The sequence below is a fragment of the Corynebacterium timonense genome (assembly GCF_900105305.1).
GTDB lineage: Bacteria > Actinomycetota > Actinomycetes > Mycobacteriales > Mycobacteriaceae > Corynebacterium > Corynebacterium timonense.
Map to the genome: position 1 here is coordinate 1,599,873 of NZ_LT629765.1, position 19,119 is coordinate 1,618,991.

At 67.5% G+C, this 19,119-nt stretch carries 21 protein-coding genes; 5 read left to right on the forward strand and 16 right to left on the reverse strand.

What is annotated here, in order from left to right; all coding sequences use genetic code 11:
- Window positions 1–23: 23 nt before the first annotated feature.
- Both rsrA and BLT81_RS07555 read right to left on the reverse strand, forming a co-directional pair.
- On the reverse strand, window positions 24–305 hold the full coding sequence (gene rsrA / locus BLT81_RS07550; protein ID WP_019194450.1) for a mycothiol system anti-sigma-R factor: 282 nt from the start codon (window positions 303–305) through the stop codon (window positions 24–26).
- Window positions 305–913 (reverse strand): sigma-70 family RNA polymerase sigma factor, encoded by a 609-nt coding sequence (locus BLT81_RS07555; RefSeq protein ID WP_040421522.1) that lies wholly within the window; start codon window positions 911–913, stop codon window positions 305–307. Before BLT81_RS07555 ends, rsrA begins: the two co-directional genes overlap by 1 nt.
- 91 nt (window positions 914–1,004) lie before the next feature.
- On the opposite strand from BLT81_RS07555, the gene BLT81_RS07560 reads away from it, so the two are divergent.
- Window positions 1,005–1,421 carry a YbaK/EbsC family protein gene (locus BLT81_RS07560; protein WP_231286640.1) on the forward strand — a complete coding sequence of 139 codons (417 nt, stop codon included), beginning with the start codon at window positions 1,005–1,007 and terminating at the stop codon, window positions 1,419–1,421.
- Window positions 1,422–1,428: 7 nt separating this feature from the next.
- On the opposite strand, the gene BLT81_RS07565 is transcribed toward BLT81_RS07560, so the two are convergent.
- Window positions 1,429–2,088, reverse strand: a complete 660-nt coding sequence (locus BLT81_RS07565) for an SOS response-associated peptidase (RefSeq protein WP_019194448.1) — start codon at window positions 2,086–2,088, stop codon at window positions 1,429–1,431.
- 21 nt (window positions 2,089–2,109) lie between these two features.
- On the opposite strand from BLT81_RS07565, the gene aroA reads away from it, so the two are divergent.
- On the forward strand, window positions 2,110–3,384 hold the full coding sequence (aroA, locus tag BLT81_RS07570; protein ID WP_040421521.1) for a 3-phosphoshikimate 1-carboxyvinyltransferase: 1,275 nt from the start codon (window positions 2,110–2,112) through the stop codon (window positions 3,382–3,384).
- Window positions 3,385–3,389: 5 nt separating this feature from the next.
- Window positions 3,390–4,415 (forward strand): ribosome small subunit-dependent GTPase A, encoded by a 1,026-nt coding sequence (gene rsgA, locus BLT81_RS07575; protein ID WP_081582949.1) that lies wholly within the window; start codon window positions 3,390–3,392, stop codon window positions 4,413–4,415.
- Here rsgA and BLT81_RS07580 read toward each other — a convergent pair.
- The gene (locus tag BLT81_RS07580; RefSeq protein WP_040421430.1) at window positions 4,389–4,886 is read right to left on the reverse strand and encodes a DUF6912 family protein; all 498 of its coding nucleotides are present in this window, start codon (window positions 4,884–4,886) and stop codon (window positions 4,389–4,391) included. The two genes, rsgA and BLT81_RS07580, sit on opposite strands and share 27 nt — an antisense overlap.
- Window positions 4,887–5,300, reverse strand: coding sequence for an HAD-IA family hydrolase (locus BLT81_RS07585; RefSeq protein WP_019194444.1), 414 nt, complete (start codon window positions 5,298–5,300; stop codon window positions 4,887–4,889).
- Window positions 5,301–5,448: 148 nt separating this feature from the next.
- Here BLT81_RS07585 and BLT81_RS07590 point away from each other — a divergent pair, with 148 nt between their 5' ends.
- Window positions 5,449–5,820 (forward strand): hypothetical protein, encoded by a 372-nt coding sequence (locus BLT81_RS07590; protein WP_019194443.1) that lies wholly within the window; start codon window positions 5,449–5,451, stop codon window positions 5,818–5,820.
- Between the two features lie 19 nt (window positions 5,821–5,839).
- Here BLT81_RS07590 and secA read toward each other — a convergent pair whose 3' ends face one another.
- The 9 genes from secA to BLT81_RS07635 all read right to left on the reverse strand — a co-directional run bounded on the left by secA (window position 5,840) and on the right by BLT81_RS07635 (window position 16,622).
- Window positions 5,840–8,389 carry a preprotein translocase subunit SecA gene (secA, locus tag BLT81_RS07595; RefSeq protein WP_019194442.1) on the reverse strand — a complete coding sequence of 850 codons (2,550 nt, stop codon included), beginning with the start codon at window positions 8,387–8,389 and terminating at the stop codon, window positions 5,840–5,842.
- Between the two features lie 224 nt (window positions 8,390–8,613).
- The gene (hpf, locus tag BLT81_RS07600; protein ID WP_019194441.1) at window positions 8,614–9,273 is read right to left on the reverse strand and encodes a ribosome hibernation-promoting factor, HPF/YfiA family; all 660 of its coding nucleotides are present in this window, start codon (window positions 9,271–9,273) and stop codon (window positions 8,614–8,616) included.
- Window positions 9,274–9,399: 126 nt separating this feature from the next.
- Window positions 9,400–10,005 carry a ComF family protein gene (locus BLT81_RS07605; RefSeq protein WP_019194440.1) on the reverse strand — a complete coding sequence of 202 codons (606 nt, stop codon included), beginning with the start codon at window positions 10,003–10,005 and terminating at the stop codon, window positions 9,400–9,402.
- Window positions 10,006–10,016: 11 nt separating this feature from the next.
- Complete coding sequence (locus BLT81_RS07610; protein WP_040421427.1) at window positions 10,017–11,726, reverse strand: LpqB family beta-propeller domain-containing protein; 1,710 nt, start codon at window positions 11,724–11,726, stop codon at window positions 10,017–10,019.
- A gap of 2 nt (window positions 11,727–11,728) precedes the next feature.
- Complete coding sequence (gene mtrB / locus BLT81_RS07615; RefSeq protein WP_196794475.1) at window positions 11,729–13,327, reverse strand: MtrAB system histidine kinase MtrB; 1,599 nt, start codon at window positions 13,325–13,327, stop codon at window positions 11,729–11,731.
- A 27-nt stretch (window positions 13,328–13,354) separates the two neighbouring features.
- Window positions 13,355–14,038: an MtrAB system response regulator MtrA gene (gene mtrA / locus BLT81_RS07620; protein WP_019194437.1), complete on the reverse strand. Its 684-nt coding sequence runs from the start codon at window positions 14,036–14,038 to the stop codon at window positions 13,355–13,357.
- Between the two features lie 13 nt (window positions 14,039–14,051).
- A complete protein-coding gene (locus BLT81_RS07625) occupies window positions 14,052–14,654 on the reverse strand; it encodes a dTMP kinase (RefSeq protein WP_019194436.1) in 603 nt (200 codons plus the stop codon).
- Between the two features lie 5 nt (window positions 14,655–14,659).
- On the reverse strand, window positions 14,660–16,093 hold the full coding sequence (ahcY, locus tag BLT81_RS07630) for an adenosylhomocysteinase (protein WP_019194435.1): 1,434 nt from the start codon (window positions 16,091–16,093) through the stop codon (window positions 14,660–14,662).
- A 178-nt stretch (window positions 16,094–16,271) separates the two neighbouring features.
- On the reverse strand, window positions 16,272–16,622 hold the full coding sequence (locus BLT81_RS07635) for a DUF4259 domain-containing protein (RefSeq protein WP_019194434.1): 351 nt from the start codon (window positions 16,620–16,622) through the stop codon (window positions 16,272–16,274).
- A gap of 225 nt (window positions 16,623–16,847) precedes the next feature.
- Here BLT81_RS07635 and BLT81_RS07640 point away from each other — a divergent pair, with 225 nt between their 5' ends.
- Window positions 16,848–17,627 (forward strand): hypothetical protein, encoded by a 780-nt coding sequence (locus tag BLT81_RS07640; protein WP_040421423.1) that lies wholly within the window; start codon window positions 16,848–16,850, stop codon window positions 17,625–17,627.
- 532 nt (window positions 17,628–18,159) lie between these two features.
- On the opposite strand, the gene BLT81_RS07645 is transcribed toward BLT81_RS07640, so the two are convergent.
- Both BLT81_RS07645 and BLT81_RS07650 read right to left on the reverse strand, forming a co-directional pair.
- Complete coding sequence (locus tag BLT81_RS07645) at window positions 18,160–18,603, reverse strand: hypothetical protein (RefSeq protein WP_156784090.1); 444 nt, start codon at window positions 18,601–18,603, stop codon at window positions 18,160–18,162.
- Complete coding sequence (locus BLT81_RS07650; RefSeq protein WP_040421422.1) at window positions 18,600–19,088, reverse strand: hypothetical protein; 489 nt, start codon at window positions 19,086–19,088, stop codon at window positions 18,600–18,602. Before BLT81_RS07650 ends, BLT81_RS07645 begins: the two co-directional genes overlap by 4 nt.
- Window positions 19,089–19,119: the final 31 nt, after the last annotated feature.

The following is a 19,119-nucleotide window of genomic DNA, read 5'->3' on the forward strand; positions in this document are numbered from 1 at the left end:
GGGTGTTTTCTTCCGAAGAGGAGCTAGGGCTGGATCCGGTAGCGGGTGACAGAGACCGTAGTCGTGGTCAGCGACGTGATGATGCGCTGGCGCAGCTGCTCCGGGGCGTGCACCTGGCCGCAGCACTCGCGCACGAGCCCGCGCACCTCCAATTCGGCGGTCAGGTGGCCCCAGCACTCCGGACACGCGCTGAGCGCGTGGCGGATCTCGTTGGCCCGGGCGGCGGTGGGGTTGCCGTCGAGAAGCTCGAGCAAAAGCTCCCTCGCCTCGTGACAGCTCGGGTTCTGCTGGTCTCCTGCACCCATTAGTTCCCACTCCTTGGATCTGTGCTGCCGTCGGGCTCGAGCCCAATCCCTTGTTCGTTGGCCACGTCTTTCAACATCCCGCGGAGCTGTTTTCTTCCCCGGTGCAGCCGCGACATGACGGTCCCGAGCGGAATGTCCATCACCTCGGCGATCTCTTTGTAGGCCAGCCCCTCGACGTCCGCGTAGTACACCACCATGCGGTAGTCCTCGTTGAGCTCGTTGAGCGCTTGCGAAATCCGCGTGTTGGGCATGGATTTCAGCGCCTCCACCTCGGCGGATTCGAGGCCCATCGAGTCGTGGGAGCTGGAGGTATAGAGCTGGTGGTCCGTGATGTCGTCGGCGGACGTCTCCACAGGTCGGCGCTGTTTCTTGCGGTACGTGTTGATGTACGTGTTCGTCATGATGCGGTACAACCACGCCTTCAGGTTCGTGCCTGGCGTGAAGCTGCCGAAGGCGTTGAACGCCTTGAGGTAGGTCTCCTGGACGAGGTCCTCCGCGTCCTGGGGGTTGCGCGTCATCCGCAGCGCGCCCCCGTAGAGCTGGTCCAGGAGCGGCATCGCCTCGTGGGTGAAGCGCTCACGCAGGTCAGCATCAGCAGGGTCGGCCATGCCGGCCATTGTAGGCCACCGGCAGTCGCAGCGCCCACACCCTCTGCCATGATGCTGCCATGATGAGGGGCCACACGAGCACCGAGAAGGTTTGGCCCGCACAACCCGCGCCCTCGAGGCACTCGGCGACACCCCGCACGAGGTGCTCGAGTGCGCCCCTAGCCGCGACAACGTCGGGCAGCACTCCGCAGCGCAGCTTCGGCTCGACCTGGACGAGGTGGCAAAGACACTGGTCGTCGAGGGGACCGACGGCTCTCTAGCGCTGTGCTGCGCTGCGCTGCGTTCCCGTTTCACGCCAGCTGAGCCTCAAGCGCGCCGCGCAGGCGCTCGGCTGGAAGCGCGCCGAGCGGGCCACGGGCTACGGCGTCGGGGGCATCTCGCCGTTGGGCACGCGCCCCCGCCGCCCTCGCGTATCGACGCCCCACTCGCCGCCCTGGCCACCCTCACCGTCTCCGCCGGACAGCGCGGCCTGTCGGTGCGCCGTGCCCCGCCGCACTCGCCGAGCTGACGGGCGCTCAGTTCGCCGACATCAGCTCCGGGTAGTCGTTGCGCACGTTGCCCACCTCGGGCGCGGCCTCCTGCGCCCGCAGCCGACCTGCCGCCCGCGAGGGGTGCACGAGCTCGAGCGCCTCCTCCGGGGTGCCGCTTACCCACTGCTGCACCTCCGCGGGCTCGAGGAACAGCGGCAGGCGATGGTGCAGCCACGCCGTCTCTTCGGGCGCGTCCGTGGTGACCATCGTGGTGGAGAGCCGCTCGCCGCCCGTGTCCCACAGCGCCGCCGCGAACAGGAGGCCATCCTCCGGGGCTACGTAGTAGGGCTGCTTCGCTCCGCCCTCGTGTTTCCACTCGTAGTAGCCGTCGAGGACCATCAGGCCCCTCTGGCGTCGAAAAGCCGCGCGGAAGGAGGGCTTCTCCGCGACTGTCTCTCCGCGCGCGTTGAACAGCGGCGGGCCCGAATCGTCCTTCTTCCAGCCGGGCAGGAGCCCCCACCGGGCGGCGTCGAGTCGGCTGCCCTCCTCCGCGAAGCGGACGAGCGGCACCTGCTGGGTAGGGGCGATGTTGTAGCGCGCGGGCGGCGTCCCGTCGGGGGCGTGCACGGGGCCTGCGCCGGGCACCTCACCGATGGCATCGATGAGGTCTTGGCCCGAGGTAAAGAGGACAAAGCGACCGCACATGCCTCCATTATGATTGTCCGCATGACTGATTTGTGGCCCGCGCCGTTCGCCCCCGCGCCCGTGACGCACACCCAGCCCGTGCCGGGGTCGAAATCCATGACCAACCGCGCCTTCGTCCTCGCCGCGCTCGCGGACGGCCCGTCGCGCGTCGTTGGCGCCCTGCGCTCGCGGGACACAGATCTCATGCGCGCAGCCCTCGAGGCACTCGGCGCGGGCTTTTCCGACGAGGCCGACGGCGCGATCCGCGTCACCCCCGCCCCGCTGCACGGCGCGGAGGTCGACTGCGGCCTCGCCGGCACCGTCATGCGGTTTGTCCCCCCGGTCGCCGCGCTCGCCGAGGGCACGGTGCTTTTCGACGGCGACGAGCAGGCGCGCGCCCGGCCCATGAACACCATCCTCGACGCCCTGCGCGACCTCGGCGTCGAGGTCACCGGCGACACGCTGCCGTTTCGCGTCTCGGGCCGCGGCCGCGTGCCGGGCGGCGCCGTCAGCATCGACGCGTCCGGCTCCTCCCAGTTCGTCTCCGGCCTCCTGCTCGCCGGCCCCCGCTTCGATAGCGGGCTGACCGTGCGCCACACCGGCGCCACCTTGCCCTCGGCGCCCCACATCGAGATGACCGTGGCGATGCTCGAGCACGCGGGCGTCACGGTCCGCGCCGCGGAGAACTCCTGGTCCGTCGACTCGCAGCCGATTGGCGGGCGCACCTGGATCATCGAGCCCGACCTCTCCAACGCTGCCGCCTTCCTCGCCGCCGCGGCCGTCACCGGCGGAGTGGTGCGCGTGCCCAACTGGCCGGCCGCGACCACCCAGCCCGGTGACGCCGTGCGCCGCATCCTCGAGCGGATGGGCTGCGAGGTGGAGCTTCACGCCGCGGGCGCCACGCACGTCCTCGAGGTGCGCGGCCCCCAGCGCGGCACGTTGCGCGGCATCCGCGTCGACATGGGTGACATCGGTGAGCTCACCCCCACGATCGCCGCCGTGGCCACCCAGGCCTCCAGCCCCTCCGAGCTGACCGGCATCGCCCACCTGCGCGGGCACGAGACCGACCGCCTCAAGGCGCTGACCGACGAGATCAACAAGCTCGGCGGGCGCTGCGAGGAGCGCGCCGACGGCCTGCGGATCCACCCCACCCCCCTGCGCGGCGGCACGTGGCTGTCCTACGCCGACCACCGCATGGCCACCGCCGGCGCGATCATCGGCCTGACCACCCACGGCGTGCGCGTGGACAACGTGGCCACCACGGCGAAGACGCTGCCCGGCTTCGCGGACATGTGGACCGACATGGTGGGGGTGTAGGGCGCGTGGCACGGCGGCTGGCCGACTACGACGAGTCCGACGTCCGGGTCCGGCCCGGGAAAGGATCGCGCCCGCGCACCAAGGACAGGCCCCGCCACGCGGACGCCGTCTCAGGGATGGTCATTACCAAGGACCGCGGCCGCTGGGGCGTCGTCCTCACCGACACGGGCACCGTGGTGCAGTGCATGCGCGCCCGCGAACTCAAGCGCGTCTCCGTGGAGGTCGGCGACCGCGTCGGCGTCGTGGGCGACACCTCCGGCGCGGAGGGCAGCCTCGCGCGCATCGTCAAACGCGAGGAGCGCTCCTCCGTGCTGCGCCGCACGGCCGACGACACGGACCCCTACGAGCGCATCATCGTCGCCAACGCCGAGCTCCTGCTCATCGTCGTCGCGGTCGCCGACCCGCCGCCGCGCACCGGATTCGTCGAGCGCGCCCTCATCGCCGCCTTCGTCGGCGGCGTGACCCCGGTGGTATGCCTGACCAAGTCCGACCTCGCCGACCCGGCCGTCTTCCGCGCCGAGCTCGAAGACCTCGACGTCGAGGTCTTCGAGGTGGGCATCGACGACCCCATCGACGACCTTCACGAGCTCATCCGGGGCAGGCTCTCGGCGCTCATCGGACATTCGGGAGTGGGCAAGTCCACCCTGGTCAACCGAGTCGTCCCCGACGCCGACAGGGAGACCGGGGAGGTGTCCGGGGTGGGTAAGGGCCGGCATACCTCCACCCAGTCGGTCGCCCTCGAGGTGCCCGGCGGCGGCTGGATCATCGACACCCCCGGCATCCGCTCCTTCGGCCTCGCCCACGTCTCGCCCGAGGAGGTCGTCCGCGTCTTCCCCGACCTCGACGCCGCCGCCGAGAACTGCCCGCGGGGGTGCACGCACCTCGGCCCGCCGGCCGACCCGGAGTGCGCCTGGGACGCGCTCGACCCCGATAGCGTGACCCGGCGTCGAGCGCTCGCCGTGCGCCGGATGCTCGAGGCGCTGCGCTCGAACAACGAGTGGGACTTAAAGCAACTCGACGAGGAACGCTAGCTCGCTCGGGTCGTAGAAGGCCATGTAGTTGTCCAGAGCGTCGCCGACGGCGAGCTCCGCGTCTTCGTCGCCGAGCTCCGCGGCGTCGATATTCTCGATGGCCGTGCGCGTCGCCGCTTCCGACTCCTTGATGTCAACGTGAATCGCCGCGACTTGCTCAAACTCCACGGGGCCGCCCAGTTTCACCACGGATTCACCCATGTCCGGCGCCCCCGTCACCGCATCGACGTCCGCGGACACCACGACGCGGCGGTGCGGGAACTCCTCCTCGTCCCCAACGGTGAGCAGGCGAATCGAGGTGCGGGCGGCCTCGTCGAAGGCGACCTCCTCGAGCTCCTCCTGCGACCCAGAGGCGTAGAACTCCACCAGCTGCGGGGTCACCGCGAAAGCCCAGCCGTTGCGGGCGTGCAGGACGCCCTCTTCCGACAGCGTCTTCAGCATCCCGAAGGTCGCCGGCACATATACGCGCACCTAGAACTCCCCCGGGATCTCGAACAGGGACTGGATCTCGACCGCGGTGCGCTCGAAGGCGGTGTGGAGGATGCCAATCATCCCGTGCTCGACGGCGGCTCGGACGTTCATGATGTCGTCGTCGATAAGCACGCAGTCAACGAGTGGGATGTCGATGGCGTTGGCGGCCGCCTGGAAGGCTGCGCGATCGGGTTTTTCGAACCCGATCTCGCCGGACAACACAACGGCGTCGACGACGCCGCGGAACTCCCACTCGCGGATCGCGTCCGCTGTCGGGCCTTCGGCGCCCTCGTTGGAGAGGATGGCAGTGGCGACGCCCTTGCCCTTGACCGCCGCAATCAGCGAGGTCCAGCGATTCTGCTCCTCCGCGTCGAGGTCAAGCACCCCGGCGTAGTCAATGATGAGTCCCTGCATTCGCTACAAACCGTCTCTTTCTTGCCTACTAAAGTGTGCGGCCGTCGTGCCCCTGCGGCCAGCGCGAGTGCCATAATACTACTCACCCCGCACCGCGTCTGCCCTCCCAGCCGCGCCTGGTCAGGCGCGCGACCGACGAGGAGGAAGCATGTATTACCCAGTCCCCGGCCACCAGCACATCAAGGTTGTAGTGCAACCCCCCGCGCGCCCCCGCCCGCCGGCACCGCGAGCGGTCACGCGCGGAACGGACCGCCCGTCGCCGCTGGTGGCGATCGCCCTCGACGCCGCCTTCGGCGTGCGCGAGGCCTCCTCGCTCGCTCACGCCCAGTACGCGGCACGAGTGCGCGGGCACATTAATGCGCGCCGCCGCGCGAACGCGCCCGCCGGCCCGGTACGCATCCTCACCTGCCACGCCCGCGAGGGCGGCGAGTTCTTTGGCACGGTACATGCCGGCGGGCGCCGCTACGCCTACGTCGCCCGCATCGAGGGCGGCACACTCGTCTCCTTCAAGGTCCTCTGAGCGCCCGCTGAGCAGGAACCTACGCCGACGTCGTACCCCCCTGCTCGGCGGGCTGTGCCTCGAACTGGCGACGCATGAGGAAGAGCTGGCGCACCGTCTCCTCCTGGATCGCCTCGTTCATCGCGTTAAACATGTCGCCGCCCTCCTTCTGGTACTCGACCAACGGGTCGCGCTGCGCCATCGCGCGCAGGCCGATGCCCTCCTTCAGGTAGTCCATCTCGTAGAGGTGCTCGCGCCACTTCGTGTCAATGATCGGAAGGATGACCATCCGTTCCAGGTTGCGCATCTGCGCCTCTCCGCCGATCTCAGCGACGTTGGCCTCGAGCGCGTCGTACTGCTTCTGGGCGTCGGCGACGAGCGCGCTGCGCAGCTGGGAGGCGGAGATTTCACCGGGGCGGCCGTACTCGCTGCCCTCAACAAGCTCCTCGGCGGTGATGGAGGGGCCGTAAAGCGAGTCGAGCGCGGACCACAGCTCGCCGAGGTCCCAGTCCTCCACGTAGCCTTCGCGGGTCGCCCCGTCGACGTAGGCGCCAACGGTGTCGCCAATCATGCGGCGGACCTGGTCCTTGATGTCCTTGGAGTCGAGGATCTCGCGGCGCTCGCGGTAGACCACCTTGCGCTGCTCGTTGAGCACCTCGTCATACTTGAGCACGTTCTTGCGCATCTCAAAGTTCTGGTTCTCCACGCGCGCCTGGGCGCCCTTGATGGCGTTGGAAACCATCTTCGCCTCGATCGGGACGTCGTCAGGCACGTTGAGGCGATTCATCATGTTCTCGAGAGACTGACCCACGAAGCGCACCATGAGCTCGTCGCGGATGGAGAGGTAGAAGCGGGTCTCGCCCGGGTCTCCCTGGCGGCCGGAGCGGCCGCGCAGCTGGTTGTCGATGCGGCGGGACTCGTGGCGCTCGGTGCCGATGACATACAGGCCCCCACTCGCCCGGACCTGGTCGCCGAGCTGCTTCGAGCGCTCCTTCGCCTGCGGGAGCTTCTCGTTCCACGCCTCCTGGTAGCGCTCCTCATCCTCGAAGGGGTCGAGGCCCTGCTCTTGAAGCTGGGCGTCGAGAAGCACCTCGGGGTTCCCACCGAGCACGATGTCGGTGCCTCGGCCCGCCATGTTCGTCGACACCGTGACCTTGCCGGGCAGGCCCGCCTCGGCGATGATACGGCCCTCCTCCTCGTGGTGCTTCGCGTTGAGCACGTTGTGCTTGACACCCTTGCGGGTGAGAAGCTGCGACAGGTACTCGGAACGCTCGACCGAGGTCGTGCCCACCAGCACCGGCTGGCCCTTGGCCACGTGCTCCGCGATATCCTCGGCGACCGCCGCGAACTTCGCCTCCTGGGTCTTGTACACCAAGTCGTCGCGGTCGACGCGCTGGTTGGTCTTGTTCGGCGGGATGGCCACCACGTCGAGCCCGTAGATCTGGTGCAGCTCCGCCGCCTCGGTCTCGGCCGTACCGGTCATGCCGGCGAGCTTGTCGTAGAGACGGAAGTAGTTTTGCAGGGTGACCGTCGCCAGCGTCTGGTTTTCGTTTTTGATCTCGACGTTTTCCTTCGCCTCGATCGCCTGGTGCATACCCTCGTTGTAGCGGCGTCCCGCGAGGACACGCCCCGTGAAGCCGTCGACAATGAGCACCTCGCCCTGCCGGATGATGTAATCCTTGTCGCGCTCGAACAGCTCCTTCGCCTTGAGTGCGTTGTTCAGGTAGCTGACCAGCTGGGAGTGCTCCGGGGCGTAGAGGTTATCGATGCCGAGCTGGTCCTCGACGAACTCGACGCCTTCCTCGCTCACGCCGATGGTGCGCTTGCGGCGGTCCACCTCGTAGTGGATGCCCTCGCGCATCCGAGGTGCAAGCTGCGCGAACACGGTGTAAAACTGGCTCGATCCGTCCACCGGGCCCGAGATGATCAGGGGGGTGCGGGCTTCGTCGATAAGAATCGAGTCCACCTCGTCGACGATGGCGAAGTTGTGGCCACGCTGCACCATGTCCGCCGTCGAACGCGTCATGTTGTCGCGCAGGTAGTCGAAGCCCAGCTCGTTGTTGGTGCCGTAGGTAATGTCAGCGGCGTAGGCCTCCCTGCGCTCCTGCGGGCGCATCTCGGAAAGAATGACGCCGACCTCGAGCCCCAAGAAATGGTGGACGCGGCCCATCATTTCCGAGTCGCGCTTGGCCAGGTAGTCGTTGACCGTCACGATGTGCACGCCCTTGCCTTCAAGGCCGTTGAGGTAGGCGGGCAGGACGGAGGTCAGGGTCTTGCCCTCACCGGTCTTCATCTCGGCGACGGACCCGAAGTGCAGGGCGGCGCCACCCATAACCTGCACCTTGTAGTGCTTCTGCCCGAGAACGCGCCACGACGCCTCCCGGGCGGTAGCGAACGCGTCGAGGAGGATGTCGTCGAGCGACGCGCCACCGGCAAGCTTGTCCCGGAACTCCACGGTCTTGGCCTTAAGCTCCGCGTCGGTGAGCGCGGCGTACTCCTCCTCGAGGTCCATGACCTGGTCGGCGATCTTGCTCAGGCGCTTGACGGTGCGGCCTTCGCCGGCACGCAGCAGCGTTGACAGTCCAAACACGTGCGTTTCGTCCTTCGTTCGGGGTTGCTTTCGAGTTAGTTTCCGAGTTTTCCGAGGCGTGACCCCCGGGCCAGCCCGCGGCGGCGGACTCGTACCAACCCGCTATTGTACGCACGCCTCTGACACCCAGCCCCGCAAGTACTGTCAGAAGCCTACGAAAACCCGCCCCGCGCTCTCCGAAGGAGGCGGCGGGGCGGGCTGCAGACCGTGGCTACGAGCGGGCGCTACTCGTGAGCGAGCGCGATCAAGCCGTAGTCGTACGCGTGGCGCCGGTAGACCACGGAGGGGCGGGAGGTCTCCTTGTCGATGAACAGGAAGAAGTCGTGGCCCACAAGCTCCATCTCCGACAGGGCGTCATCGACGCTCATCGGCGTGGCGGGGTGTTCCTTGCGGCGCACGATCTGGCCGGGCTGGAAGTCATCGACGAGGTGGTCGTACGGGTCCGCGCTCGCGTCCTCCGCCGCCGCGCGCGCCTCGCGGGCCTCGGCCTCGAGCTGCGCCGCGATCTCCCCGGTGGACTTCGGCGCGCGGTGCCCCGAGCGGGAGATCTCGCGGCGCACCTTCACCTTGCGCAGGGAGCGCTCCAGCTTGCCGACGGCCGACTCCAGCGCAGCGTAGAAGCTATCCTCCTTCGCCTCCGCGCGGGCGAGGTGACCTTTGCCCGTCGCAGTGATCTGGATGCGCTGCGCGTGTGCTTCGCGGCGGGGGTTCGGCTCGTGCTGCAGTTCGACGTGGAAGAAGGTCAGGGTCGGATCGAGCTTTTCAATTTTGGCCAGCTTCGCGTTGACGCGATCCTGGAAGTGCTCAGGGACCTCAACGTTGCGGCCAGTGATGGTCACCTGGGCCTCGGGGCTCAGGACTTCGTTGCTGCCTGCAGATGTCATCTGCTTCCTCCCTGGGGTTGTCGGAACGGGAACACCCCCAGTATACAAGTGGTCATAACCAATTGGGCCGAGAATTCGGTGTGAAAACCCTCTGTACCGCGCCGTCTCGTACCGCCTCACGCCGTCTCACGCTGCGCAGAACACAAGGCACGCCACGACATCCCCGCCCAGCGCACACAGCTTCTCGACGCTCGCCTGCAGCGTCGCCCCCGTCGTCACCACGTCGTCGACCAGCACGAGCGCCCCGGCGGGAGCCGCGACGGCGCGCACCCGCCCGGACAGGTTGGCGCGCCGCTGCTGCGCCCCCAACCCCGCCTGGTCCGCGACCCCTTCCCCGAGTGAGAGCACGGGCCACGTGTCTCGCCCGGAGGCCCGGCACAGCGCCTCCACCGGGTCTCCCCCGCGCGCCCGCGCCGATCGCGCCCGGGTGGGGGCCGGCACGAGCCCCACGCGCTGCGGGATCTCCCCGCGGGCGGCGAGGGTGTCAAGCCCCGCCGCCAGCACCGCCCCGGCGTGGCGGCGAACCGCGAGGTTGGCGCGCTCCTTCATTGCCAAGACGATCCCGCGGTGCGCCCCCGCGTAGGTGCCAAAGGCGAACACGGGCACGTGCGGAAACGTCGGCGGGCTGACCCTCTGCGGCGCGGCGCTCAACGCCGCGCGACAGCGGGCGCATACGTGCTCGCCCGCCGCGCCGCACCCGGCGCAACGCCGGGGCAACAGAAGCTCCAGCATGCGGCGCCCCCTTACCTAGCCACGATGGCCAGGGAGCGCACGCCCTGCAAGCCCGGCACCTCGCGCCAGTTCGGGCTATCCGGTGTACCCGTGGCCGGCAGCTGCAGCGTGCCGTTCGCGTCCGTGGCGTAGTACATCGCGCCGGAGGAGGCGACAGCGACCACCGGGGCGGTGAGGTTGCCGCTGGAGAGCACCGTCGTCGAGGAGCCGTCCTGCTCCACCCGCACGACCGGGGCGCTGGAGGAACTGGTGCCCACCAGCAGGGAGCCGTCCACGTTCCAGTCCGCGGCGATGACGCTGCCACCCAGGTCGGGGGCGTACTCTAGGAGGTTGACCAACCGCCGCACTCCGGAGCCGTCGGAGGCAATCACACCGGTGTAGAGGTGGCCGTCGATGACGAGGACCGCCCTGGCCCCCGTCTGCGACAGGCGTAGCACCGAGATGTTTCCCTCTACCCCGTCCGGCATCTCCACCTGGACCTCGCTGGTGGATATTTCGCCCGTGGCCGCGGAGCGCACCACGCGCAGAACGCGCCGCCCGTCCGCGACGACCCAGATGGCCTCGCTGCCCATCTCGAAGGTGGGGCGTGTGAAGTTCCCGGCGCGCTCTACCTCGGCGGGCGCCTCCGGCAGCTTCCCCAACCCGAGGCGCTGGTTTCCCTCCGGGCCGGAGACGACCGCGACATCGCCGTCGCGCTCGACGTCCGCAGAGACGATCTCCCCGCTGTGTCCGAGCGGGCCCTCCACGGACTCCGCCTGGCCGCCGCTGAGCGAGAAGAGGCTGCCGTTGAACAGGGCGAAAACGCTTTGCTCCCCGGCCGCGTCGCGCGCGGGGTGGACGTCGGCGAAATCGTCGGTTGTAAAGCTGTCGATGCCCGGGATGAGCGGATCGCCGTCCGCCATGATCTTGATCGTTCCCGTTGTGCCAGCCTGCGCGAGGACCCACACGACCTGCGCGGCAAAGCGCAGCCGGTCGACCTCGCTGACGGCGCCGAAGCCGGTGAAGTTGTACGCACCGTTTTCAAAGCCGGCGTAGCCCGCCTCCGCGGGAAGTGTGAAGCGCACTGCCGGTTGGAGGCGCTCAGCGGGGCCGTCGATAAGCAAGTTGAGCAACACCGAGCTGAGCGAGTCCCACTCGGCGAAGATCCACCTCCGGTCCGGGACGAGCACGGCGGCGTCGGGGTCGTAAAAGTAGAGGTTGTGGGGCTGGTACTTGTTGCGCAGCTCCGTGCGCTCGATGACGACGCCGCTGGGCAGGGAGGAGATGCGCCACTCGCCATCGACCTGCTCCAGCTCGATCGTCGCGTCGTAGAGCGCGCGGGCGGGGGTGAACACCCCGCCGGCCGTGACCTCGCCAATGACGTTGCCTTGGACGCTGAAACTGCGCGTGCCGGGGGCGCTGCCCGCCACGGTGGTGATGTTGAGGCGGTCGACGACGAGGATGTCCCCCGTCGGCTGCCACGCCTCGCGCGTGCCCTGCCGGAGGAAGCTGCGGGCCGCCTCGTAGTTCGCGGTGGGCACGGCCAGCGCCGCGAAAAAATCGCGCAGGAGCAGGTCGGGGTCGCTGCCGGGCTGCGGCGCGATCGCCGGCGCTTGCTCCATTTCGGGTTGATACGCGCGCAGCACGTGTGGCTCCGTGTTCGACGGCAACGTGGCGCACGAGCCAAGGCAGGTTGCCACCGTCGCCACTGCCGCGACAGCCGCCAGCCTCTGGGTGCTCATCCCTACTCTCCCTTGCCCTTCGGTTCGTCTCCGTCTTCGCCGTCTCCCGGTGTTCCTGCCTGTGCCTCAGCCTGCACCGCCGGAGCCGCCAGCTCCACGGGCGCCCCGTCGAAGCCCTTTTCCGGGTCGCGAGGCAGGACCAGCCGGAACTGGGAGCCCACCCCCAGCGTGCCCGCCGCGTCGAGCGTGCCACGGTGCAACTGGGCGTCCTCGCGCGCGATGGCGAGCCCGAGGCCCGTGCCGCCGGAGTGGCGCTTGCGGGACTTATCCGCCCGCCAGAAGCGGTTGAACACCAGCTCCTCCTGCCCCGGCGCCAGGCCCACCCCGTGGTCCGTGACGGTGATCGCGACGGCCTCCTCGTTGGCGGCCATCCCCACCTGCACGGGGTTGCCCTCCGAGTGGTCGATGGCGTTGGCGAGCAGGTTGCGCACGATGCGCTCGATGCGGCGCGGGTCACCCTCGATGAGGACGGGCTCGTCCGGCAACGAGAACTCTACCTCCACGTCGAGCTCGTCGGCGAGGTGCTGCGTCTGCTCCCACGCGGAGCGCACGGGGGCCTGGGCGTCGAGCTTTGTCGTCGCCAAGTCCGCGACCCCGGCGTCGTGGCGCGAGATCTCCAACAGGTCGCCGAGGAGCTCCTCGAAGCGGTCGAGCTCGCGCGTCATCAGCTGGGAAGCGCGCCGCGTGTGACCCTCGAGCGAGTCCTCCTCCGCCGCGATCATGTCCGCGGCCATGCGCACCGTGGTCAGCGGGGTGCGCAGCTCGTGCGAGACGTCCGAGGTGAACTGCCGCTGCAGGTCGCCGTACTCCTCGAGCTGGTTGATCTGGCGCGAAATCTTGTCGGCCATGTTGTTGAAGGACATCGCGAGCACGGCCATCTCGTCCTCGCCGTCCACCGGCATCCTCTCGCGCAGATGCCCCGCCGCGAAGCGTTCCGCCGTCCGCGAGGCCGAGCGCACCGGCGAGACGATCTGTTGCGAGGCCAGCCAGGCGATGCCCACCAACAGCACCACGACGACGATGGAGGCTGTAGCGAGCAAGCCCTGCATGAGCGCGAGCGTGGCGGCCTCGCTCTCCGTGTTCATCACGAGGTACAGCTGCAGGTCGGGAACCTCCGCACTCGTCGGGGTACCCACGATCAGCGCGTTGTACGTGCTGCCGTCCGGCCTGTCCGCCGAGGCAAACTGGTAGGCCACGTTGCCCTCCGAGACGAAGGACTGCAGGCGCTCGGGGATAACGAACCCCTCCGGGGACGACATGACGGGCCCGCCCGCTCCGCGGATGATCAGCACCGGCTCGTAGACCGTCAGCGCGTCCGCGTTCTGCTGGGAGCTTTGGGTCACGGCGGTCCGCGCCGAGTTCAGTCGCGTCTGCAGCGACGACGACGCGCCCGAGCCGTTGATCTGCTCCTCCACGACGGCGCGGGCCCGCTCGACCTCACCGCTGGCAAGGTCGATCTTGGTGGAGCTGATGCGCTGCGTCATCACCGAGGCCAAGGTGAGGCCAAGGACGAGCATCACGATTGTGGAGACGATAAGGACCGTCCCGACGAAGCGGACCTGCAGGGACGTACGCCACGACTCGGAAACGCCGTCCCGCAGCCGTCGCAGCTGGTTGACCTTCAGCGGCTACACCCCCGGCTTGCCCGTCTTGTAGCCCACGCCGCGCACCGTCAAGATGATCTCCGGGTTTTCCGGGTCTTTCTCAATCTTCGCGCGCAGCCGCTGGACGTGGACGTTCACCAGCCGCGTGTCCGAGGCGTTGCGGTAGCCCCACACCGTCTCCAACAGCTCCTCGCGCGTGTGCACCTGGTTCGGCTTCCGGGCCATCTCCAGCAACAGGTCAAACTCGAGCGGCGTGAGCGCAATCTCCTCGTCGCCGCGGGTCACCATGTGCTGCGGGACGTCGATGGTGAGGTCGCCGATCTCCAACACCTCCGCCGGGGCCTCGTCCGTGCGGCGCAGGCGCGCGCGGATGCGGGCGACCAGCTCCTTCGGCTTGAACGGCTTCGTGATGTAGTCGTCCGCGCCCGACTCCAGCCCGAGCACGACGTCGACGGTGTCGGTCTTCGCGGTGAGCATGACGATGGGGACGGCGGACTCGCGGCGGATCTCCTTGCAAATGTCCACGCCATTCATGCCGGGGAGCATGAGGTCGAGCAGCACGAGGTCGGGTTCGTAGTCGCGGAAGGCCCCCACCGCCGCCGCGCCGTCCATGATCGGATGCGCCTCGAAGCCCTCGGATTCCAGGACGATCGTGAGCATCTCGTTGATGGCGGGATCGTCATCGACCACCAGAATCTTCGGCGTCATCGCTGCTCCTTAATCACAAGTTCTCAACTGCCTGAATGATAGTGGGCGCGTGCGCCGTGCGCACCCATCGGCCTGCCCAGCTCGCCGCTGCGAGCTCCGCGTAGGCCGCGAAGGTGCGCTGCTGGAGCTCTGAGTCGCGTTCGTAGCGGTCCCGCGTGCGCTCCACGTCGGTCCGCTCGCGGCGCTGCGCCCGCCGGCGCGCCTCCTCGGGCGGGGTATCCACCAAAACCTGCAGGTCCGGCAGCGGCAGTCCGAGGCGCTCGAACTCCAGAGCACGGACCCACTCCGCCGCCGCGGGGTCCTTCGTGCGCGCCGCGGTGTAGGCGGCGTTGGAGGCCACGTACCGGTCGAGGACGATGGTGTGATCCGGGGCACCCGCGTAGGCGTCGAGAAGCTCCTTGGCTCCCGCCCGGTCAAGCGCGAACAGGGTGGCCATACCGTGGGCGGAGTCCGTCAGATCCCCCATCCGGCCGTGCAGGGCGTCGCGCGCGAGGTCGGCGTGGATGGAGGCGCCGTAGCGTGGGAAGGCGAGCGTGTCCGCGCCTAAAGCGTCGCGCAGCTGCGCCGACAGGGTGTTCTTGCCCGCGCCGTCGATGCCTTCGATCGCGATAATCATGGCTGCTAGTAGCGGTAGTGCTCGGGCTTGAAGGGGCCGGCGACGTCGACGCCGATGTACTCGGCCTGCTCCTTCGTGAGCTCGGTCAGCGTGCCGCCGAGAGCCTCGACGTGGATGCGGGCGACCTTCTCGTCGAGGATCTTCGGCAGGCGGTAGACCTCGTTGTCGTACTTGCCGGGGTTGGTGAACAGCTCGATCTGCGCGATCGTCTGGTCGGCGAAGGAGGTGGACATGACGAAGGAGGGGTGGCCGGTGGCGTTGCCGAGGTTGAGCAGGCGCCCCTCCGACAGGACGATGATGGAGTTGCCCGAGGGCAGGGAGAACAGGTCCACCTGCGGCTTAATGGTCGTGCGCTCCACGTCATCGCGGTGGATGAGAGAGTGCATATCGATCTCGTTGTCGAAGTGGCCGATGTTGCCCAGGATCGCGTGGTCTTTCATGCGCAGCATGTCCTCGAAGGTGATAATGCCGAGGTTGCCGGTGGCTGTGATGACGATGTCGGCCTGCTCGATGGCCTCGTCGACGCTCACGACCCGGTAGCCGTCCATGAGCGCCTGCAGCGCGTTGATCGGGTCGGCCTCCGTCACGGAGACGATCGCACCCTGCCCGTCGAGGGCTTCGGCCACGCCCTTGCCCACGTCGCCGTAGCCGCAGACCAAGGCCTTCTTGCCGGCGATGAGCACGTCGGTGCCGCGGTTGATGCCGTCGACGACGGAGTGGCGGGTGCCGTAGCGGTTGTCGAACTTCGATTTCGTCACCGCGTCGTTGACGTTCATCGCGGGGAAGGGCAGGATGCCTTCCTTGGCAAAGTGGTAGAGGCGGTGCACGCCCGTGGTCGTCTCCTCGGTCACGCCCTTGACCTCCTCCGCGATGCGGCTCCACGTGGAGCTATCCTCCGCGAGCGCCGCGCGCAGCATGGCATAAAACGCGATCTGCTCGTCGGAGTCGCCGGGCTGCGCCTCGGGCACCGCGCCAGCCCGCTCAAACTCGCAGCCCTTGATGACGGCCATGGTGGCATCGCCGCCATCGTCGAGGATCATGTTGGGGTAGACCCCCTCGCCCCAGGAAAAGACCTGGTTGAGGCACCACCAATACTCGTCGAGGGTCTCGCCCTTCCACGCGAACACGGGCACGCCGCGGGGGTTTTCCGGCGAGCCATGCTTGCCGACGACCACAGCAGCCGCCGCAGGGTCCTCCGTGGAAAAGATGTTGCACGACGCCCAGCGCACCTGAGCGCCGAGGGCCGTGAGCGTCTCAATGAGCACCGCGGTTTGGGTGGTCATGTGGATCGAGCCGGCGATCCGCGCCCCCGCCAGCGGCTGCTCCGCCTCGTACTCGCGGCGCAGCTGCATGAGCCCGGGCATCTCGTGCTCGGCGAGCTCAATCTGCTTGCGGCCCGCCTTGTACAACGAAATGTCGGCGATCCGGTAATCGGCCATCTGTTCCACTCTCCTGTTGCGCTGTGCTGTGCTGTGCTGCATGTGGTGTCAGTGAGGTTTCTGCGCACCGTGCGGCGCGGTTCCACACCACTGTAATAGAGGCCTCTGACACGCCCCCTCGGGCTACCCGGGGGCACGGGGCGACGAGGAGAGGGGTCGGGCAGGGTGAGGTTGAGGTTTAGGACAGCGCCTCGATGAATTGGTCGACATCCTCCTCGCCCTCCACGTCCTCGAGGAGGGCGACGGCGAGCTCGGCGATCTTCTCATCGACGTCCGCCGCGCCGTTGCGGAGGAAGCCGTACGTGTCTGCAACCTCGCCCGCGCTGAAGGGCGCCCCGGCCCAGATCGCGGCGATGGTCGCCGCGGCGCGGCCGTTGGCCACCTCGTCCGCCGTCGCCGACTCGCTCGCCCCGAGCAAGACAGCGTCGCGGACGGCCTCACGGACCTCCTCGATGTCGAGCTCAGCGAGCTCGTCGAGGAACTCAGCGTTGGCGTCGGAGGTGAAGATGTCCGTATCCCAGGTGCTCATATGGTCCTCCCTGTGGGTTGTCTCTGGGGTGGTCGGGGCCGTCGCCCCCACGCCACGATAAAGGGAAAACAGGCCGAGCGGGCGGCAGCCCTGTCCCGTACTCAATGGTGCATATCACATGCTCACGGGTTTTGTGCCGTTAAGACGTATGCTAAAAGAGAAATGCGACCGTTATGGGTTTGTAACGTTTGGGGCTTCGGTGCCCCCCAGGGAGAGGAGAGGGAGATGAGCACTTCGCGACGCCGCGTGACAGCGTTCATGGCCATTGGCGTGATCGCCGCGTGCCTCGCCGGCCTCGCCGTGTGGAAGCTCTCTCTCCCGTCCTCCGGCAACCCCTACACCGCGGGCGCCATCGACAGCCAGACCGAGTCGACCCCCACGCCAACCCCCGCCGAGACATCGTCGCCAGTAAGCACGACGCGCGTCATCCACCCGGACGAGCACCCGGCGGGAGAGGACATGCGCCCGGGCACCGCTGTGGACGGCGCGCAGGATGGTCCCGCCCAAGATCCGCTCCTGCCCCCGAATGCTGTAGTGAACCCCGCCCCGCGGGTTTCCGCTCCGACGCAGGTCTACCGGCCGACCAACGTGGCCCCCTCGGCGCCCGCGATGGAGCCTGGCCCGCCGGCGGGCGGTGAGGCCACACCCAAGCCCGCGTCCACTCCGGAGGGCACCACCCCGTCCGGCCCGACGACTCCCGGCGCCACGCAGCCAGGCGCGCCCACCACGGAGAGCCCGGCGTCACCCCAGACTCCGAACCAGCCCCAGCCGCAGCCTGGGCAACCACAATCTGGACAGCCTCAACCTGGTCAGTCTCAGCCTGGGCAGGCTGAGCCGAGCAGGGTCCCCGGCGAAGGTGGGGGGCGCACCGTGCCGGGCCGCATCGAGCCCGACCCCCAGCTTGTCCCGCCTGAGGCGGAGCCCACCCCCCAAGGGCCTGCTGTGTCCCCCGGGTCGAACGCCCAGAACTGGTGGAGCCATCTGCGCGAACGCCTCAACATCTAGAGTGGTTCACGGCATTACGTTCGAAAGGCCGTCACGCCGTGAGGTGCGCGTAGCCCTCGCTCGCCGCGCCGCCAGCGGGAGCGGCATGGCGGAACGCCCGGCCGCGCTCAACGACGTCCTCCGTGTCACACCCCGAGTGATGACCGACAACGGTGCCTACTACCGATCGAAAGCATTCAACGCGGTATGAGGCGAAAAGACGACACACATCTACACCAAGTACGCCAAGGCGTACCTCCCGCAGACCAACGGCAATGGAGAACGGCTCAACCGCACCCTCATACAGGAATGGGCCTACGCGCGCCCCGACAGCAGCGGAAGGGCCCTGTCAGCAAACGTACGCGGAGTTTATCCACGACTACAACGACCTTTGAGCCCATACCGCCATCGACGGCCTCACCCCCGCACAACGCGTTCACAACGCCACGGGGAAATACACCTAGCTACTCGGGATAGACCACCGCCTCGGCACTCTAGGTGTGAGTTCCGAGGCGGTGGTTTGTGGTCTTACTTGTCGTAGTGGTCGCTCCAACTAGACCGAGGCCGCTAAACCTTTCAGCTCTTGCTGCTGCTGGGAGTCAAGTTCCTCAATTTCCCATTTCTTGCTAGCGTCCAGCGCCTCAACGACTTGTGCCATCTCAACACTGCCGTGAAGTTCATTCATATCCAGTTGCCAGAACGTCTTAACGTCATGCGTTGAAACGATGAGCACACAAAGCTTGACGCCCTTAGGGTCACTAACTGGCATGCAAATCGGAACAACTACGTGCTCGGCGCCCTCTTTAAAGTGGCGACTAGCCGTTTCTCGAATATTAGACGCCAAGGTATCACCGAGTGCGGGAACAATAACCGGCATGGTCTCAACACCGAGACGTTCCATGAGGCGCGCACGCTCACCATTCTCATTGAGGAAAGAACGGAATAACTGTGCAACCGCCATACGTGCACGATAGTGTCGCTTCTGTTGCTCGTTCATCGTTTTCCCGCCTCCCAACGGTCTAGGTAGTCAAACGGGTCGAACAACATACGATTGTAGTGCTCCTGGAACGTTCCGTGAACGGCACGGCGTGAATTTTCTTCCTGCCTACCCCCGGCGAGCTTCTTATGAACCTCTCGTTCGCAGTCATCACAGTCAATGAAATATTGGTGGCTATGAACGGTGCTGTGCCACGTGTCGGTACGCCTCACCTGCTCAAAGTTAGCTTGCTCGCCCTTTAGTTGCTGACATCGTTCATATGCGTCGTGCGCGGGGGTGACATTGAGCATAAGGGCATACTGTTCCACCACGTCGTCAAAGGCGCGCCATTCCCGAACATGCAGCACTGTTCCAAATTCAGCCATATCAATTCTGTCTTTGATGATTTCGGCGGTTTCATCTGGGTCCGGGTACGGCACCGCATCGTCTGGCGACATGCCCATGTCGGCCAGACGATAGTTCTTTTTATTGACGTTAGGCGGCACGTTTGGAAAGTTTAGCCGGTCTAACGCTTCG

Bases quoted from the DNA above. Each gene is read 5' to 3' on its own strand.
- BLT81_RS07645 (WP_156784090.1), bottom strand. From the start codon at position 18,603: ATGAACGAGCAACAGAAGCGACACTATCGTGCACGTATGGCGGTTGCA.
- BLT81_RS07610 (WP_040421427.1), bottom strand. From the start codon at position 11,726: ATGAGCACCCAGAGGCTGGCGGCTGTCGCGGCAGTGGCGACGGTGGCA.
- BLT81_RS07590 (WP_019194443.1), top strand. From the start codon at position 5,449: ATGTATTACCCAGTCCCCGGCCACCAGCACATCAAGGTTGTAGTGCAA.
- rsrA (WP_019194450.1), bottom strand. From the start codon at position 305: ATGGGTGCAGGAGACCAGCAGAACCCGAGCTGTCACGAGGCGAGGGAG.
- mtrA (WP_019194437.1), bottom strand. From the start codon at position 14,038: ATGACGCCGAAGATTCTGGTGGTCGATGACGATCCCGCCATCAACGAG.
- BLT81_RS07625 (WP_019194436.1), bottom strand. From the start codon at position 14,654: ATGATTATCGCGATCGAAGGCATCGACGGCGCGGGCAAGAACACCCTG.
- hpf (WP_019194441.1), bottom strand. From the start codon at position 9,273: ATGACATCTGCAGGCAGCAACGAAGTCCTGAGCCCCGAGGCCCAGGTG.
- BLT81_RS07585 (WP_019194444.1), bottom strand. From the start codon at position 5,300: ATGCAGGGACTCATCATTGACTACGCCGGGGTGCTTGACCTCGACGCG.
- BLT81_RS07605 (WP_019194440.1), bottom strand. From the start codon at position 10,005: ATGCTGGAGCTTCTGTTGCCCCGGCGTTGCGCCGGGTGCGGCGCGGCG.
- BLT81_RS07640 (WP_040421423.1), top strand. From the start codon at position 16,848: ATGAGCACTTCGCGACGCCGCGTGACAGCGTTCATGGCCATTGGCGTG.
- aroA (WP_040421521.1), top strand. From the start codon at position 2,110: ATGACTGATTTGTGGCCCGCGCCGTTCGCCCCCGCGCCCGTGACGCAC.
- ahcY (WP_019194435.1), bottom strand. From the start codon at position 16,093: ATGGCCGATTACCGGATCGCCGACATTTCGTTGTACAAGGCGGGCCGC.
- BLT81_RS07565 (WP_019194448.1), bottom strand. From the start codon at position 2,088: ATGTGCGGTCGCTTTGTCCTCTTTACCTCGGGCCAAGACCTCATCGAT.
- BLT81_RS07555 (WP_040421522.1), bottom strand. From the start codon at position 913: ATGGCCGACCCTGCTGATGCTGACCTGCGTGAGCGCTTCACCCACGAG.
- BLT81_RS07635 (WP_019194434.1), bottom strand. From the start codon at position 16,622: ATGAGCACCTGGGATACGGACATCTTCACCTCCGACGCCAACGCTGAG.